The following is a 17,161-nucleotide window of genomic DNA, read 5'->3' on the forward strand; positions in this document are numbered from 1 at the left end:
TTGAAGAGGTTTGTGAGAAAACGCTGGAATTACCGTCACAACTTCGCCTTTCTCTTTGATTCTCAAGAGATTTCCCTTGACAGTCTCATGGGGCGAGATTATCGTGGGTTCCGGTGTGAAATCGTGGGTTTTAGTGGAGTCATTTGATCGTGTTCCAAGGCGAAACCGCCATCACTGTAGACGACAAGGGCCGTCTGGCCATTCCGACCGCGTATCGAGAGTTGGTTGCGGGCGAGTGCGGCAATCGTCTGGTGATTACCTACAACCCGTTCGAGCCGGGCTGCCTGTGGCTGTTCCCGCAAGCCGAATGGGAGCAGGTGCGCGATCAGGTGAATGCACTGCCCAAGGTCAAGGCGGCTCATCGCGACATGCAGATGAAGCTGGTCGGTGCCGCCGCCGAGGTCGAGCCTGATGGCGCGGGCCGGGTGCTGCTTCCAGCCAGCCAGCGTACGGCCGCCGGCATCGAGAAGAAGGCGGTGCTGCTGGGCATGGGCAACAAGTTCGAGCTTTGGAGCGAACAGGCCCACCTGGCCAAGATCCGCCAGAGCATCGGCGAAGACGACATCACAGACGAAATGGCAGTTCTGCGCCTGTAACCGGCAATGGTCGGTGCAGTGGAATCGGGTTGGACGGGGCGGGAGTGCGGTATGGCCGAGCAGTTGCGGCACATCCCGGTGATGCTGGGTGAAGCGGTGGAGGGTTTGTCCGTGCAGTCTGACGGGCGCTATCTCGATGGAACGTTCGGACGTGGTGGTCATGCCCGCGCCGTACTGTCGCGCCTCGGCCCCGCAGGTCGGCTGCTGCTGATGGATCGTGACCCCACGGCGATCGCCGCGGCCCAGGCTGAATTTGCCGGCGATACGCGCGTGGCGATCCGGCATGCCAATTTCTCCAGTCTGGCCGAGTGGGACGAAACGGCGGGCGGCCTCGACGGCGTGCTGCTGGATCTGGGCGTGTCTTCACCGCAGCTCGACGAAGCGTCGCGCGGCTTCAGCTTCATGGCGGATGCGCCGCTGGACATGCGCATGGACACCACGCAGGGCGAGAGCGCGGCGGATTTCCTGGCGCATGCCGACGAGCGCGAGATCGCCGACGTGCTGTGGACCTACGGCGAAGAGCGCCACAGCCGGCGCATCGCTCGTGCGATCGTCGAGGATCGCGCCACCACGCCATTCACCCGTACCGGCCAGCTGGCTGCGCTGATCGAGCGCGTGGCTGGTCGTCGCGAGCCGGGCAAGCATCCGGCCACGCGCAGCTTCCAGGCGTTGCGCATTCGTGTAAATGGCGAGCTGGATGCGTTGCAGAAAGGTTTGAATGCCGCGTTGGAGCGGCTCAGGCCCGGCGGCCGGTTGTCGGTGATCAGCTTCCATTCGCTGGAAGACCGTGCGGTGAAGCTGTTCATCCGAGATCACTCCGGACGCGTGCAAAACAGCCGGCGCGGACCGCCGGTAGCTACGGTACCGGCGCGCCTGGCGGCGGTCGGCAAGGCGCAGTTTCCGTCGGAGTCGGAGATCGCGGTGAATCCGCGTTCGCGCTCGGCGGTGCTGCGGGTGGCGGAGAAGCTATCTGAAGGAGGCCGCGCATGAAGGTGATCGGCGGCCTGTTCATGCTGATCCTGCTGGCGGCTGTGCTGGCCAGCGCGCTCGGTGTGGTGTGGACGCGTCACGAGAGCCGCGTGCTGTTCGTCAACCTGACCGCGCTGCAGAACCAGCGCGACGAATTGAATATCGAATACGGCCAGCTCGAGCTGGAACAGGCCACCTATGCCGAGCCGCGTCGCATCGACGACGAGGCGCGCCAGCGGCTGGGCATGGTCGATCCGCGCCCGCAAGACATCAGGTTGTTGCACTGATGCGCTGGCGCGATCACAGCACACCCTCCCGGCAAGGTCGCCGCCACAGTGCCGCTCCCAGTGCGCGCAGGCGCATGGTGGTGGTGGTCGGTCTGCTGGGCCTGGCCTCGCTAGGGCTGGTCGCGCGCGCGTTCGACCTGCAAGTGGTGCGCAAGCAGTTCTACCAGCGCCAGGGCGATGCGCGCTTCCTGCGCGAGATGGAGATCAAGGTATCGCGCGGCACCATCTTCGACCGCAATGGCGAACCACTGGCGGTGTCGACGCCGGTGATGTCGATCTGGGCCAATCCCTCCGAGGTGCTGGACAACGCCGAGCGCATCCCTGCGCTGGCCAAGGCACTGGGTGCCGACCCGGACACCATCAAGCAGTATCTCGAACAGCGCGCGGATCGCGAGTTCGTCTATCTGCGCCGGCAGATGTCGCCGGCGGCGGCGCAATCCGTGCTGGACCTGAATGTCCCCGGCATCAACGGCCAGCGCGAATTCAAGCGCTACTACCCGTCCGGCGAGGTGACCGCGCACGTGCTTGGCTTCACCAATATCGACGACCACGGCCAGGAAGGCCTGGAACTGGCCTATGACGACTGGCTGGCCGGCAAGCCGGGCGCCAAGCGCGTGATTCGCGACCGCATGGGGCATGTGGTGGAGGATGTCGAGCAGGTGCGTGCGCCGAAGCCCGGACAGAACCTCACGCTCAGCATCGACCGCCGCATCCAGTTCCTTGCCTACAACGAATTGAAGAGCACGCTGGAAAAGTCGCAGGCCGATTCCGGTTCGATGGTGATCCTCGACGTGAAAACCGGCGAAGTGCTGGCGATGGTCAACCTGCCGACCTACAACCCGAACTCGGTAAGCGGCAGCAAGCCCGAGCAGCGGCGCAATCGCTCGATGACCGACGTGCTCGAGCCGGGTTCGACGATCAAGCCGATCCTGATGGCGGCGGCGCTTTCCAGCGGCAAGTACACGCCGACTGGCCCGCTGATCGACACCACCGGCGGCCACTGGTTTTTCCAGGGTCACGACATCCACGACACGCACAACTACGGGTTGCTGTCGCCGACCGGGGTGATCACCAAGTCGAGCAACGTCGGTGCCGCACATATCGCGATGACGCTCGACACGAGCCTGATGTACGACACCTACCGCGCGTTCGGTTTCGGCAACAGCACCAACAGCGGGTTTCCCGGTGAGGCCTCCGGTTATCTGCAGGTCGGGGTCAAGTGGCGGCCGCTGGAAAAGGCGATCCTGGGTTACGGCTACGGCCTCAACGTGACCGTGCTGCAGCTGGCCAACGCCTACGCGACGATCGCCGACGGCGGCGTCATGCACTCGCCGACCTTCATCAAGGGCGGCGACAACGACGCCAAGGTGATCATCGACCCGCAGATCGCGCACGAACTGGTCGGCATGCTGGAGACCACCACCCAGCCGGGCGGCACCGCGGCGCCGTATGCGTGGATCGCCAATTACACGGTGGCCGGCAAGACCGGCACCGCGCACAAGGCCACCGCGGGCGGTTATTCGAAGGACAACTACGGCGCAGCATTTGCGGGCATGGTGCCGGCGACCAATCCGCAGCTGGTCGCTGCGGTGGTGGTCGACAATCCGCGCAAGGGCAGTTACTACGGCGGCCTGGTGTCGGGGCCGGTCTTCGCCAAGGTCATGTCCGGCGCGCTGCGCCTGCTCGACATCCCGCCGGACAACATCGGCCGCTGGTATGTCGGCGGACCCCTGCAGTCTCCGGACGGCCTGACCGGCAGCAAGCCGCCGACGGCACCGAACATCGAGGACGCGCCGGTCGAGGATGCGACGCCATGAGCACCGGCCACCTCGATCAACTGTTGCTGGGGATTGCCGATGCGCAGGTAGCTGCGATGCCGGGCGTCGGCCGCATCGTGCTGTCCGGGCTGACGCTCGACTCGCGCCGCGTGCGCCGCGGCGATGCCTTTTTCGCGCTGCGTGGCACGCAGGGTCATGGCATCGAGTTTGCTGCCGGCGCGGTGCAGCGCGGTGCCCAGGTGGTGCTGGCCGAGGCGCCGGCCGTCGAAGTCGCGCCGCTCGACGTGCCGTTGCTGTGGATCGATGACCTGCATGCCCAGGTCGGCGAAATCGCCGCGCGTTTCTATGACCGCCCGGCCGAGGCGTTGCGCGTGGTCGGCGTCACCGGTACCAATGGCAAGACCTCGTGCGTGCAGCTGCTGGCGCAGGCGCTGAGCCTGCTCGGTCATGGCGCGGCCACCATCGGCACGCTTGGCACGGGCCTGCACGGCCAGCTGCGCGAAGGCGAGCGCACCACGCCCGACGCGATCAGTGTGCAGGGCCTGCTGGCGGAATTCCGCGAGACCGGCGCCAGCCATGTGGCGATGGAAGTGTCGTCGCACGCGCTGGAGCAAGGTCGCGTCGCCGCGGTGGATTTCGAGGTGGCGGCCTTCACCAATCTCACCCGCGACCATCTGGACTATCACGGCAGCATGGAGGCGTACGGCGCAGCCAAGGCGAAACTGTTCGCATGGCCGGGGCTGCAGGCGGCCGTGATCAATATCGACGATACCTTCGGGCGTGAACTGGCGGCGCAGCTGCTGCCCGGCGTGAAGCCGCTGCGTTTCAGCATGGTTGATGAAGCCGACGCCGAGATTACCGCCAGCGCCATCGTCACCTCGGCCGAAGGGTTGGCATTCCGCCTGCGCACGCCATGGGGCACGCATGCGCTGAGCAGTCATCTGCTGGGTCGTTTCAACGTGGCGAATCTGCTCGTCGTGGTGGCCTGCCTCGGGGCGCTGGGCGAATCGTTCGAGCGGATCGTGGCCGCGGTCGAGCAACTGCAGCCGGTCAACGGCCGCATGAGCCGGATCGGTGGCCGGCAGGGTTTGCCGCTGGTGGTGGTCGATTACGCGCATACGCCGGACGCGCTGGAGCAGGCATTGACCGCCGTGCGGGCGCATTGCGCCGGACGGCTGATCTGCGTGTTCGGTTGCGGCGGCGAGCGTGATGCCGGCAAGCGCCCGCTGATGGGCGAGATCGCTGCAAGGCTGGCGGATGTCGCGATCGTCACCGACGACAATCCGCGCGGCGAGGATGGCGATGCCATCGTGGCGCAGATCGTCGCCGGCATGACGGCGTCACGCGCGATGACGGTCGAGCGCGATCGTGCCACGGCAATCGGCCAGGCGCTGCAGATCGCGCAGTCCGGCGATGTCGTGCTGATCGCCGGCAAGGGTCATGAGAGCTACCAGGAAGGTGCGGCCGGCAAGCGGCCGTTCGACGACCTGGCGGTGGCGCACGCGGCACTGGAACGGATCAGCCGGGAGCCGCGCACATGATGCGGCTGAGCACGATTGCCGTGTGGACCCATGGCCAGTTGTCCGGCGGCGATGTCGACATCGGCAGTATCGAGGTCGGCGGTGTCGCCATCGATACCCGCAAGCTGAAGCCCGGCGACTTGTTCGTGGCGATCAGGGGCGAACGGGTGGACGGCCACGATTATCTGGCCGATGCCGCGGCGCGCGGCGCGGTGGCCGCGCTGGTGACACGCAAGGTCGACAGCGAGTTGCCGCAAGTGCTGGTGGGCGATACCGGGCTGGCGCTGGGTGATCTGGCCAGTGCGGTGCGCGCGCAGCGTGACGTGCGTGTGGTCGGCATCACCGGCTCCAACGGCAAGACCACCGTGAAGACGCTGGTCGCATCGATCCTGTCGAGGCATGGTCGTACGCATGTCAGCGCGGGCAATTACAACAACGAGCTGGGCTTGCCGCTGAGCCTGCTGGCGATGCCGCAGGATGCCGAATACGCGGTTTTCGAGATGGGCGCCGGCAAGCCGGGTGACATTGCGTATCTGGCCGCCATCGCACGGCCCGATATCGGCCTCGTCACACTCATTGCGCCGGCGCATCTTGAGCGGATGGGCAGCATCGAGGGCGTGGCCGAAACCAAGGGAGCACTGTATCAGTCGTTGCCGGTCGACGGTATCGCGGTCATCAACGCCGACGATGGCTTTGCCAGTTTCTTCAGCGGGCTCGCCGGTGCGCGCAAACAGCTGCGCTTCGGCCTGGACCATGCGGCGGATGTCGGTGCGGACATCGTCGAGCAGCGCGTCGACGGTTCGCGCTTCGTGCTCAGCACGCCAGGCGGCGATGCCGAGGTGGCGCTGCCGCTGCCCGGTCGCCACAACATTGCCAATGCATTGGCGGCAGCGTCGGTCGCACTGGCACTCGAGGTGCCGCTGGACACCATCGTCGCCGGACTGGAGCAGGTATCGGGAGTCGCCGGTCGGCTGCATCGCGAGGTGACGGCTGGAGGCTGGACGCTGATCGACGACAGCTACAACGCGAATCCCAGCTCGATGGCAGCGGCGATCGACACGCTGCTGCTGGCCACCGGCGAGCGCTGGCTGGTGCTGGGTGACATGGCCGAGCTGGGCGCGGATGCGCGCATGTTGCATGCGGGCATCGGTATCCGTGCCCGCGAACGCGGTGTCGACCGGCTGTTCGCGGTCGGCCCGCTCGGTGCGGCCACGGTCGAGGCATTTGGTGCGCGCGGCGAACATTTTTCCGACAAATCGGCGTTGGTTGCCGCGCTGCAGGCGCAGTTGCACGGCGGTGTCACCTGCCTGGTGAAGGGCTCGCGTTCGGCCGGCATGGAACAGGTGGTGGCAGCGCTCGGTGGTCATCCGGGCCATGCGGACAAGAACAAGGGAGGTGCCTCCGATGCTGCTTGAACTGGCCGACTGGATGGCACGGCATTTCACCGCGCTGCATCTGTTCCAGTACATCACCTTCCGCACGATCATGGCGGCGCTCACCGCGCTCGCGATGTCGCTGCTGTGCGGGCCGTGGCTGATCAACCGGCTGGCTGCCCTGAAGGCCGGGCAGGTGGTACGCAGCGACGGTCCGCAGACGCATCTGGTCAAGGCCGGCACGCCGACCATGGGCGGCGTGATGATCCTGCTCTCGGTCAGCGTGGCCACCTTGCTGTGGGCCGATCTGCGCAACCGCTATGTCTGGGTGGTGCTGGCGGTGATGCTGGCGTATGGCGCGATCGGCTTCTACGACGATTACCGCAAGCTGGTGCTGAAGGACAGCCGCGGGCTGGCCAGTCGCTGGAAGTATTTCTGGCAGTCGGTGTTCGGCCTCGGTGCCGCGGTGTTCCTCTATTACAGCGCGCCGCAGGCGATCGGCACGCTGCCGGTGGCGGAGACCGCGTTGTATGTGCCGCTGTTCAAGCACGTCGTGGTGCCGATGGGCCTGTTCTTCGTGGTGGTGACCTATTTCATGATCGTCGGCTTTTCCAACGCGGTGAACCTCACCGATGGACTGGATGGTCTGGCGATCATGCCGACCGTGCTGGTCTCCGGCGCGCTCGGCGTGTTCGCGTACCTGGCCGGCAACAAGTTGTTCTCCGAATACCTCGGCATCCCGTCGATTCCGGGTGCCGGCGAACTGGCGATCTTCTGCGGCGCGCTGGCCGGTGCGGGACTGGGGTTCCTGTGGTTCAACACCTATCCGGCGCAGGTCTTCATGGGTGACGTCGGTGCGTTGGCGATGGGCGCGGCACTTGGTTGCGTCGCGGTGATCGTGCGGCAGGAAATCGTGCTGCTCGTGATGGGCGGCGTGTTCGTGATGGAAACCGCGTCGGTGATGATCCAGGTCGCCAGCTTCAAGCTCACCGGCAAGCGCGTGTTCCGGATGGCGCCGATCCATCACCACTTCGAATTGAAGGGCTGGCCGGAGCCGCGGGTGATCGTGCGCTTCTGGATCATCAGCGTGGTGCTGGTGCTGGTCGGTCTTGCCACGTTGAAGGTGCGCTGATGTTCGGCTTCGACACCACCCAGGCAAAACGCCGGCAGGGGCCGCGCGGCAGCTTCGACCTGTGGCTGCTGGTCGCGCTGATCGGGCTGGCCAGCGTCGGCGTGGTGATGGTGGCCTCCAGTTCGATCGCGGTGGCAGACAGCCAGCACCTGGGCGCGTTCTACTTCCTGAAGAGGCATCTGCTTTTCCTGAGCATTGGCATGTTCGCGGCGGGTATCGCGATGCGTACCGAGCTCAAGCTGCTGGAGAAGTATGCATTTCCGCTGCTGGCGCTCGCATTCGCGCTGCTGCTGGCGGTGTTCGTGCCGCACCTTGGCATACGCCTCAACGGGGCACGGCGCTGGTTGAACCTGTTGGTGACCACGTTCCAACCGGTCGAGGCGGTAAAACTCATTCTGGTGGTGTACATCGCCAGCTATCTGGTGCGTCATCGCGAGAACGTGGAGACACGCTTCCTCGGTCTGATCAAGCCGATCGCCGTGGCCGGTGTCGTCGTGCTGCTGCTGCTGGCGCAACCGGATTTCGGTTCGGCCACGCTGGTGATTGCGGTGAGCATCGCGATGGTCTGGCTCGGTGGCGCGCGGCCGATCTTCCTGTTCATCATGGGCCTGCCGCTGATGCCGTTGCTGTACATCGCGGCGACCGGCGAAAGCTATCGCATGAAGCGGCTGACCTCGTTCATGGATCCGTGGAAGGATCCGTTCAACGACGGCTTCCAGCTGACCCAGTCGCTGATGGCGATCGGGCGTGGCGAGTGGGATGGCGTGGGGCTGGGTTCCAGCGTGTTGAAGCTGTCCTATCTGCCGGAGGCGCATACCGATTTCATCTTCGCCGTGATCGGCGAGGAACTCGGTCTGGCCGGTGTGCTGCTGGTGATGGGCCTGTTCGCGCTGGCGGTGGGTCGCGGCCTGTATCTGGGCCTGAAGGGCGTCGAGATCGGCCAGCGTTTTGCGGGCTATGTCGCGTTTGGTACGTCGCTGATGCTGGCGATGCAGGCGATCGTCTCGGTCGGTGTGAATCTCGGTGCGCTGCCGACCAAGGGGCTGACCTTGCCGCTGATCAGCTACGGCGGTTCGTCGATGGTGCTGACCTGCGCCATGGTCGGCGTGCTGCTGCGCGCCACGTTCGAGGTCAACCGCGCGCTGGATGCGCGACAGATGGCCACGCGCATGCCGGCGGCCGTGGCCGCGGTCGATGCGAATGTCGCGGCACCGCCGCGCGAGGCGGTGACCGCATGACGACGTCGGCACCCGTGCTGATCATGGCTGGCGGTACCGGCGGCCACATCTTCCCCGGGCTGGCGGTGGCCGACTGCCTGCGTGCGCAAGGTGTGCCGGTGGTATGGCTGGGTGCAGTTGGCGGCATGGAGACCAAGGTGGTACCGGCGCATCGCATCGAGCTGCACACGGTGGCGGTCGGCGGCCTGCGCGGGAAGGGCATCAAGACCCGGTTGCTGGCACCGCTGATGTTGTTACGTGCGTTGATGGCATCGCTGACCGTGCTGCGCAAGGTGAAGCCGCGCAGCGTACTGTCGATGGGCGGCTACGTGGCGGGTCCCGGCGGCATGGCCGCGTGGCTGCTGCGGCGGCCGTTGCTGGTGCACGAACAGAATCGCGTAGCCGGGTTCACCAATCGCAAGCTGGCGGGATTTGCAAAGCGCGTGCTGGCCGGTTTTGCCGATGCATTGCCGCAGGCCGAGTGGGTCGGCAATCCGGTGCGTGATGCGATCGCGGTGCTGCCGCCGCCAGCCGAACGCATGGCTGGCCGCGACGACAGGCCGCGCCTGCTGGTGCTGGGCGGCAGTCTCGGTGCTCGTGCGTTGAATCTGGCCGTGCCGCAGGCGCTGGCCCAGCTCACCCCGGCGCAGCGTCCCGAGGTGGTGCATCAGTGCGGTACGCGTGGCCTCGACGAGGCGCGTGAGGCGTATGCAAAGGCCGGTGTCGAGGCGCAGGTGGTGGCGTTCATCGACGACATGGCGGGCAGTTACGGTTGGGCCGATCTTGCCGTCTGCCGCGCCGGTGCGCTGACCCTGGCTGAACTTACCGCGGCCGGACTCGGCGCCGTGCTGGTGCCGTTCCCGCATGCGGTGGATGACCACCAGACGCGCAATGCCGAAGTGCTGGTGGCGATCGGTGCTGCCGAATTGATGCAGGAGAGTGAGCTGGACGTACAGATACTGGCGCAGCGACTGGAATCGCTGCTGGGTGATCGTCGCCGTTTGCAGGTGATGGCCGAGGCTGCGCGCACGCTGGCGAAACCCGACGCGGCGCAGGTCATTGCGCGCGCCTGCATGGAGGTGGCCGCATGACGCCGCGTCGCCTGCATGCGCATGAGGACCTGATGAGCACGTTCAAGCGCGTGCACTTCATCGGCATCGGTGGCGTCGGCATGAGCGGCATCGCCGAGGTGCTGCACAACCTCGGTTACGCGGTGTCCGGCTCCGACCGCGCGAACTCGCCGACCGCGCAGCGGCTGCAGCAGCTGGGCATCAGCGTGCATGTCGGGCATGCCGCCGAGCACATCGGCGATGCCGACGTGGTGGTGACTTCGAGCGCGATCAAGCAGGACAACCCGGAGCTGGTTGCCGCGCGCGCCGCACGCATTCCGGTGATCCCTCGCGCGGAAATGCTGGGCGAACTGATGCGCTTCCGCCGCGGCGTGGCGATCGCCGGCACGCACGGCAAGACCACCACCACCAGCCTCACCGCCAGCGTGCTGGCCGAGGCCGGCTATGACCCGACCTTCGTGATCGGCGGCCAGCTGAATGCTGCCGGCGCGAATGCGCGTCTTGGCACGGGTCAGTATCTGGTCGCCGAAGCCGATGAATCCGATGGCTCGTTCCTGCTGCTGTCGCCGGTGATCGCCGCGGTCACCAACATCGATGCCGATCATCTGGAGAACTACGGCGGCGATTTCGCCCAGGTGAAGAAGGCGTTCGCCGATTTCCTGCACCGCTTGCCGTTCTACGGTCTGGCGGTGTTGTGCATGGACGATCCGGAAGTCGCCGAGCTGGCGAAGTCCACCACGCGCCGCGTGATGACCTACGGCATCGATACCGTCGACGCTGACGTGCGTGCGCTGAACCTGACCCAGCACGGCTTCGAGATGCATTTCGACCTGCTGCTGCCGAACCGCGCCGAAGCGTTACCGGTGAAGCTGAACCTGCCGGGCCGGCACAACGTGCTCAATGCGCTGGCCGCCGCCACGATCGGCTGGCAGCTCGGCGTCGAGGCCGAGGCGCTGGCGCATGCGCTGGAGCATTTCCAGGGCGTCGGCCGGCGCTTCCATCGCCGCGGCGAGATTGCGCTCGACCAGGGCAGCGTGCTGCTGGTCGACGATTACGGCCATCACCCGCGCGAACTCGCGGCCGTGTTCGCCGCCGCCCGTGGCGGCTGGCCGGAGCGTCGACTGGTGGTCGGCTTCCAGCCGCATCGCTACAGCCGTACGCGCGACCTGCTCGACGATTTCGCCAACGTGCTGGCCGAGGCCGACGTGCTGGTACTGACCGACGTCTACCCGGCTGGCGAGGCGCCGATCATCGGTGCCGATGGTCGCGCACTGGCGCGCGCCGTGCGCGCACGCGGCAAGGTCGATCCGGTGCTGGTCGAGCATCCGCGTGATCTGAAGGAAACCCTGCCGGCGCTGCTGCGCGACGGCGATCTGTTGCTGCTGCTCGGTGCCGGCGACATCGGCACGGCGGCGGTGGAGCTGGCGCAGGCCGGCCATCTGAGGACAAGCAAGTGAGTGTCACGGCAAACAAAATCAATGATCCCGCACAATTCGGTCGCGTCGCCGTGGTGATGGGTGGCAGCTCGGCGGAGCGCGAGGTGTCGCTCGACTCCGGCCGCAACGTGCTGGCCGCGTTGCGGGCCCGCGGCATCGACGCACATGCGATCGACGGCATCCCCGCGCTGCTGGATGCGCTGCGTGCCGGCCACTTTGCGCGCGTGTTCAACATCCTGCACGGCCAGCACGGCGGTGGCGAGGATGGCGTGCTGCAGGGCGCGCTGGAGTCGCTCAACGTGCCGTATACCGGTTCGGGCGTGCTGGGCTCGGCGCTGTCGATGGACAAGACGCGTTCCAAGCGCGTGTGGCAGTCGCTGGGTCTGTCGACGCCGACCTTCGCGGCGCTTCCGCGCGGCTCGGATGTGCATGCGGCAGCACGGCGCGTCGGCTTCCCGTTGATCGTGAAGCCGGCTTGCGAAGGTTCCAGTGTCGGCGTGACACGCGTGTTCGCGGAGAAGGACCTGGATGCGGCGGTCGCGCTGGCGGCGAAGTATCCGGGCGACTTGCTGATGGAAACCCTGATCGAGGGCGACGAGCTCACCGTCGCCATCCTGGGTCGCCAGGTATTGCCCAGCATCCATATCGTGCCGAAGGCGGCGTTCTACGACTACAACGCCAAATACGTGGCCGAAGACACCCAGTACCTCTGCCCGGGCCTGGAAGGTGCAGCCGAAGAAGAGCTGCGCGCACTGTCGCTGGCAGCGTTCGATGCACTGGGTTGCGCCGGCTGGGGTCGGGTCGACGTGATGCGCGATCGCAATGGCCGCAACTGGCTGCTGGAAGTGAATACCGCACCGGGCATGACTTCGCACTCGCTGGTACCGAAGGCGGCCGCGGTGGCCGGCATCGACTATCAGGAACTGTGCTGGCGCGTGCTCGAGACCAGCTTCCGGGAGGGCGCGTGAAGGGAGCCATCCGCCTCGTTGCCTGGTGTCTGGCCGTCGCGCTGGTCGCGCTGCCGATCGTCGGCGTGTTGCGTGGATGGTTTGCGGCTGGCCGCTGGCCGGTGACCCGGCTGACCGTGCAGGCCGAGTTCAAGCACGTCAACGAAGACGAGATCCGCGCGGCAGTGCTGCCGCGGCTGGGCAAGGGCTTCTTCGCGCTCGATCTCGATGCCGTGCAGAAGGCGGTGGCGGCGTTGCCATGGGTGGAGTCGGCGGAGGCGCGCAAGCGCTGGCCGGACACCTTGCTGCTGCGCATCTACGAGCGCCAGCCGTTCGCACGCTGGAACGACAAGCAGCTGATCAGCCGCCAGGGCCAGGTATTCGACGCGCCGGGTATGGATGACACCAGCGGCCTGCCGAGCCTGCGTGGTCCGGATGCGCGGCTGGCCGAGGTGGTGAGTTTCTATGCCGACACGCAGAAGGCTTTTGCCGGCACCCATCTGCAGATCACCGGTGTCGCCCTGACCGAGCGCGGTAGCTGGAGCGTCACCACCGCCAGCGGCGCGCAGATCGTGATCGGTGATCGCGAGCAGGCCGGACGCCGCCTGCGTCGTTTCCTCGATGTCTATCCGCAGCTGATGGCCGGCCATACCGACGGCTTTGCTTATGCGGACCTTCGCTACACCAATGGATTTGCCGTGCGCTGGCCGCAAGCGGCCGCCGTCAACGCTGGAGGTTCGCCCCGCACATGAAGACTCGTAACGACAAACAACTGGTGGTCGGGCTCGATATCGGTACCTCGAAAGTGGTGGCGATCGTCGGCGAGTACGAGCCGGGCGAGCCGATCACCGTGATCGGCATCGGCACCCATGTATCGCGCGGCATGAAGCGCGGCTCGGTGGTCGACATCGAGTCGACCGTGCACTCGATCCAGCGCGCCGTGGAAGAGGCCGAACTGATGGCCGGCTGCGACATCCGTTCGGTCTACGCATCGATCTCCGGCAGCCACCTGGAAACCCGCAACTCGCATGGCAACGCGGCGATCCGCGACCGCGAGGTGACCGCCGGCGATCTGGAGCAGGTGCTGGAAGCGGCCAGTGCAGTGGCGATCCCGGCCGACCGCAAGGTGCTCTACAAGGAATCGCAGGAATACCGCATCGACGGCCAGGATGGCATCCGCGCGCCGATCGGCATGAGTGGCGTACGGCTGGAAGCAAACGTGCACCTGGTCACCGGTGCAGCGGCGGCGGTGCAGAACGTCACCAAGTGCATCCAGCGCTGCGGGTTGTCGGTGGACGAGTTGGTGCCGTCCGCGCTGGCCAGCGCCAAGGCCGTGCTGACCGACGACGAACGCGAGCTCGGCGTATGCCTGGTCGATATCGGCGCCGGCACCACCGACATCGCGATCTATACGCAGGGCTCGATCCGCTATACCGCTTCGCTGCCGGTCGGTGGCGATCAGGTCACCAGCGATATCGCCTACGGCGTGCACACGCCGACCGCGCATGCGGAGGAGATCAAGATCAAGTACGCCTGCGCACAGACCGGGCTGGCGCATGCCGAGGAAACCATCCAGGTACCCAGCGTCGGCGATCGTCCGCCGCGCCGGCTCGCGCGGCAGTCGCTCGCGCAGAGCGTGCAGGCGCGCTACGAGGAAATCTTCGAGATGGTGCAGGACCAGCTGCGCCGCTCCGGCTACGAGAGCCTGGTCGCCGCCGGTGTGGTGCTGACCGGAGGCGCCTCGAAGATGGAAGGTGCGCTCGAACTGGCCGAGGAGATCTTCCACAAGATGGTGCGCATCGGCGTGCCGCAGCAGATCGAGGGCCTCGGCGAGGTCGTCTCCAGTCCGCTGCATGCCACCGGCGTAGGCCTGCTGCTGCACGGTGCGCGTGCAGGCGGTATGCGCGCCAGCGGACCGGTGGGCGGCAGCGTTGGTGGTCTGGTCGGCAAGTTGCGCGGCTGGATCACCAGGAATTTCTGAGGACGGATCACTGATTTTTTAGGCGATGCAGGAAGCGCCGCCACGGGCAGAAGGATTGGGCCCACCACCATGGAGCGACAGGAGTCGCGTTCCCTGGTTACAACGACAACAACTCTACGGAGGACGGGAAATGTTTGAACTGATTGATAAACTCGCACCCAATGCAGTCATCAAGGTGATCGGCGTGGGCGGTGGCGGTGGTAATGCCGTGGCCCACATGCTCAATTCCAATATCGAAGGCGTCGAGTTCATCGTCGCCAACACCGACGCGCAGGCGATGACCAGCTGCGGTTCGCGGACCCACCTGCAGCTCGGTGGCAACGTGACCAAGGGTCTCGGTGCCGGCGCGAATCCCGAGGTCGGCCGTCAGGCCGCGCTCGAAGATCGTGAGCGGATCGAGGCAATGCTCGAAGGCGCCGACATGGTGTTCATTACCTGCGGCATGGGCGGTGGTACCGGCACCGGTGCGGCGCCGGTGGTGGCACAGCTGGCCAAGGAAAAGGGCATCCTGACCGTGGCGGTGGTGACCAAGCCGTTCCCGTTCGAGGGCCGCCGGCGCATGCAGGTCGCCCTGAAGGGCATCGAGGACCTGTCGCAGCACGTGGACTCGCTGATCACGGTGCCAAACGAGAAGCTGCTCAGCGTGCTCGGCCGCGATGTCACCCTGCTGAATGCGTTCAAGGCCGCCAACGACGTGCTGCAGGGCGCCGTGCAGGGTATCGCCGACCTGATCACCGCGCCAGGCCTGATCAACGTCGACTTTGCCGACGTGCGCACGGTGATGTCCGAGATGGGCCTGGCGATGATGGGCTCGGGTACCGCCCGTGGTGACGACCGCGCCCAGGCGGCGGCCGAGGCGGCGATCAAGAACCCGCTGCTGGAAGACGTCAACCTCAATGGTGCCTGCGGCATCCTGGTCAACGTCACTGCCGGTCCGAACCTGACCATGCGTGAATTCGACGAAATCGGTCGTATCATTCATGACTTCGCCAGCGAAGACGCCACCGTAGTGATCGGCACCTCGCTCGATCCGGAAATGAAGGACGATGTGCGTGTCACCGTGGTGGCTACCGGCCTCAACCGTGCCGTCGCCTCGCGCCAGCAGCCGCCGATCCGCATGGTCGAGACGCAGCAGATGCAGATGCGCCCGCGCCCGGTGGTGCTGCGTACCGGCACGGGCAACGAAGTGATCGACTACGTTAACCCGGAGGTGACGACGGTCAGCAACACGAGCCGCACCGAAGCAGCCGCACAGGGCAAGGGCAATGATCCGGGCTTCGATTACCTGGACATTCCGGCGTTTTTGCGGCGCCAGGCCGATTGAGGTTGATTCAATCAGGTTAAGGCAATGCGAAAAAATTGAACGAATGTCCGTTGCGCAGGTCAGTCCTCCAACGTGTCTGATCCAACTGTTCGCAGATTGGGTCAGGTGGCGCCCCGGTCGGTTGTTTTGGCCATGGGTGGCAGATGAGGGCTGATTGCCATCGGATCGATGCTCGCTAGTGATAGCAGCAAGACTGTGCGTCCGGATGACGCATGACCCGTTGCGCGGGCTTGACCCGTGTCAGCTGGTTCGACGCCCTTTGCCGGACTCCCGTCCCCGGCCAAGGGCGCCGTGTCGATCCACTGGATGGCGGCAAGAGCAGTCCTGGAAGTCCACGTTGATCCAATATGAAAGAAGCATGAAGACTTAATCATACTGTACGGTGCGGTTTGCTATTGCCACAGGTTAAAACTGTGTTAGCATCCGCCCCTGATTGGCTGCTGCCTCCACGGGTACCAACAACAATGATCAAGCAGCGTACGCTCAAAAACATCATCCGGGCCACCGGCGTTGGTTTGCACACCGGTGACAAGGTGTACATGACGCTGCGTCCCGCCGCACCCAATACCGGCATCGTGTTCCGTCGTACGGATCTCAATCCGCCGGTGGACATTCGTGCACGCCAGGACAATGTCGGCGATACGCGTTTGTCGACCACGCTGGTGAATGGTGATGCACGTGTTTCCACAGTCGAGCATCTGCTCTCGGCCATGGCTGGTCTGGGCATCGACAATGCCTACGTCGACCTGTCGGCACCGGAGGTGCCGATCATGGACGGCAGCGCCGGCCCGTTCGTTTTCCTGCTGCAGTCGGCCGGCATTGAAGAGCAGAACGTGGCCAAGCGCTTCATCCGCATCAAGAAGCCGGTGAAGGTGCAGGATGGCGACAAATGGGCCAGCTTCGAGCCGTTCGAAGGCTTCAAGGTCGGTTTTTCGATCGACTTCAATCATCCGATCATCAGCAAGCGCACCTCGAGCGCCGAGATCGATTTCTCCACGACCTCCTTCGTCAAGGAAGTGAGCCGTGCGCGCACGTTCGGTTTCATGCGCGACATCGAGACGATGCGCGAGCAGAACCTGGCGCTGGGTGGCTCGATGGACAACGCCGTGGTGCTGGATGACTACCGCGTGTTGAACGAGGACGGCCTCCGTTACGAGGACGAGTTCGTCAAGCACAAGATCCTCGATGCGATCGGTGATCTGTACCTGCTCGGCCACAGCCTGATCGGTGCCTATCACGCGCACAAGTCCGGTCACGAGCTGAACAACAAGCTGCTGCGCACGCTGATGGCCGATGCAGCGGCATGGGAAGAGGTCAGCTATCAGGATGATCCGGCCACGTCGCCGATCTCCTACGCGCATCCGGCGCAGGCGATCTGAGTCCCGGGTCAGCTCCTTCCGGATCACCCTTTACAGAAACGGCCGTGTCGCGAGACATGGCCGTTTTTTGTGATACGCATCACATTTTGACCGCGCTGTGCTTCACGCATCCATGACATTCGGAGTTATTCCTTAACAAACCGCATGCTATA

At 65.4% G+C, this 17,161-nt stretch carries 15 protein-coding genes; all 15 read left to right on the forward strand.

Going from position 1 to position 17,161, the window contains the following annotated elements:
- The first annotated feature begins 149 nt into the window (after nt 1-149).
- Entirely contained in the window at nt 150-596 is a 447-nt protein-coding gene (gene mraZ, locus ACYVKM_RS14900) for a division/cell wall cluster transcriptional repressor MraZ (RefSeq protein WP_460878401.1), read from the forward strand.
- 51 nt (nt 597-647) lie between these two features.
- Nucleotides 648-1,586, forward strand: a complete 939-nt coding sequence (rsmH, locus tag ACYVKM_RS14905) for a 16S rRNA (cytosine(1402)-N(4))-methyltransferase RsmH (RefSeq protein WP_460878402.1) — start codon at nt 648-650, stop codon at nt 1,584-1,586.
- A 5-nt stretch (nt 1,587-1,591) separates the two neighbouring features.
- Nucleotides 1,592-1,852 carry a cell division protein FtsL gene (ftsL, locus tag ACYVKM_RS14910; RefSeq protein WP_168170861.1) on the forward strand — a complete coding sequence of 87 codons (261 nt, stop codon included), beginning with the start codon at nt 1,592-1,594 and terminating at the stop codon, nt 1,850-1,852.
- Nucleotides 1,852-3,669 carry a peptidoglycan D,D-transpeptidase FtsI family protein gene (locus tag ACYVKM_RS14915; protein WP_460878403.1) on the forward strand — a complete coding sequence of 606 codons (1,818 nt, stop codon included), beginning with the start codon at nt 1,852-1,854 and terminating at the stop codon, nt 3,667-3,669. The genes ftsL and ACYVKM_RS14915 overlap by 1 nt, the downstream gene beginning before the upstream one ends.
- Nucleotides 3,666-5,171, forward strand: coding sequence for a UDP-N-acetylmuramoyl-L-alanyl-D-glutamate--2,6-diaminopimelate ligase (locus ACYVKM_RS14920; RefSeq protein ID WP_460878404.1), 1,506 nt, complete (start codon nt 3,666-3,668; stop codon nt 5,169-5,171). Before ACYVKM_RS14915 ends, ACYVKM_RS14920 begins: the two co-directional genes overlap by 4 nt.
- Entirely contained in the window at nt 5,168-6,565 is a 1,398-nt protein-coding gene (locus ACYVKM_RS14925; protein ID WP_460878405.1) for a UDP-N-acetylmuramoyl-tripeptide--D-alanyl-D-alanine ligase, read from the forward strand. Before ACYVKM_RS14920 ends, ACYVKM_RS14925 begins: the two co-directional genes overlap by 4 nt.
- A complete protein-coding gene (gene mraY, locus ACYVKM_RS14930; protein ID WP_460878406.1) occupies nt 6,555-7,655 on the forward strand; it encodes a phospho-N-acetylmuramoyl-pentapeptide-transferase in 1,101 nt (366 codons plus the stop codon). The genes ACYVKM_RS14925 and mraY overlap by 11 nt, the downstream gene beginning before the upstream one ends.
- Nucleotides 7,655-8,893, forward strand: coding sequence for a putative lipid II flippase FtsW (ftsW, locus tag ACYVKM_RS14935; RefSeq protein ID WP_460878407.1), 1,239 nt, complete (start codon nt 7,655-7,657; stop codon nt 8,891-8,893). Before mraY ends, ftsW begins: the two co-directional genes overlap by 1 nt.
- Entirely contained in the window at nt 8,890-9,963 is a 1,074-nt protein-coding gene (murG, locus tag ACYVKM_RS14940; protein WP_460878408.1) for an undecaprenyldiphospho-muramoylpentapeptide beta-N-acetylglucosaminyltransferase, read from the forward strand. Before ftsW ends, murG begins: the two co-directional genes overlap by 4 nt.
- Nucleotides 9,960-11,399 (forward strand): UDP-N-acetylmuramate--L-alanine ligase, encoded by a 1,440-nt coding sequence (gene murC / locus ACYVKM_RS14945; RefSeq protein WP_460878409.1) that lies wholly within the window; start codon nt 9,960-9,962, stop codon nt 11,397-11,399. Before murG ends, murC begins: the two co-directional genes overlap by 4 nt.
- Entirely contained in the window at nt 11,396-12,346 is a 951-nt protein-coding gene (locus ACYVKM_RS14950; protein WP_460878410.1) for a D-alanine--D-alanine ligase, read from the forward strand. The genes murC and ACYVKM_RS14950 overlap by 4 nt, the downstream gene beginning before the upstream one ends.
- The gene (locus tag ACYVKM_RS14955; RefSeq protein WP_460878411.1) at nt 12,343-13,077 is read left to right on the forward strand and encodes a cell division protein FtsQ/DivIB; all 735 of its coding nucleotides are present in this window, start codon (nt 12,343-12,345) and stop codon (nt 13,075-13,077) included. The genes ACYVKM_RS14950 and ACYVKM_RS14955 overlap by 4 nt, the downstream gene beginning before the upstream one ends.
- Complete coding sequence (gene ftsA / locus ACYVKM_RS14960; RefSeq protein ID WP_460878412.1) at nt 13,074-14,306, forward strand: cell division protein FtsA; 1,233 nt, start codon at nt 13,074-13,076, stop codon at nt 14,304-14,306. The genes ACYVKM_RS14955 and ftsA overlap by 4 nt, the downstream gene beginning before the upstream one ends.
- A gap of 130 nt (nt 14,307-14,436) precedes the next feature.
- Nucleotides 14,437-15,630, forward strand: a complete 1,194-nt coding sequence (gene ftsZ / locus ACYVKM_RS14965) for a cell division protein FtsZ (RefSeq protein ID WP_460878413.1) — start codon at nt 14,437-14,439, stop codon at nt 15,628-15,630.
- Between the two features lie 464 nt (nt 15,631-16,094).
- A complete protein-coding gene (gene lpxC, locus ACYVKM_RS14970) occupies nt 16,095-17,009 on the forward strand; it encodes a UDP-3-O-acyl-N-acetylglucosamine deacetylase (protein ID WP_460878414.1) in 915 nt (304 codons plus the stop codon).
- The last annotated feature ends 152 nt before the right edge of the window (nt 17,010-17,161 follow it).

It is taken from the genome of Rhodanobacter koreensis, from assembly GCF_054782855.1.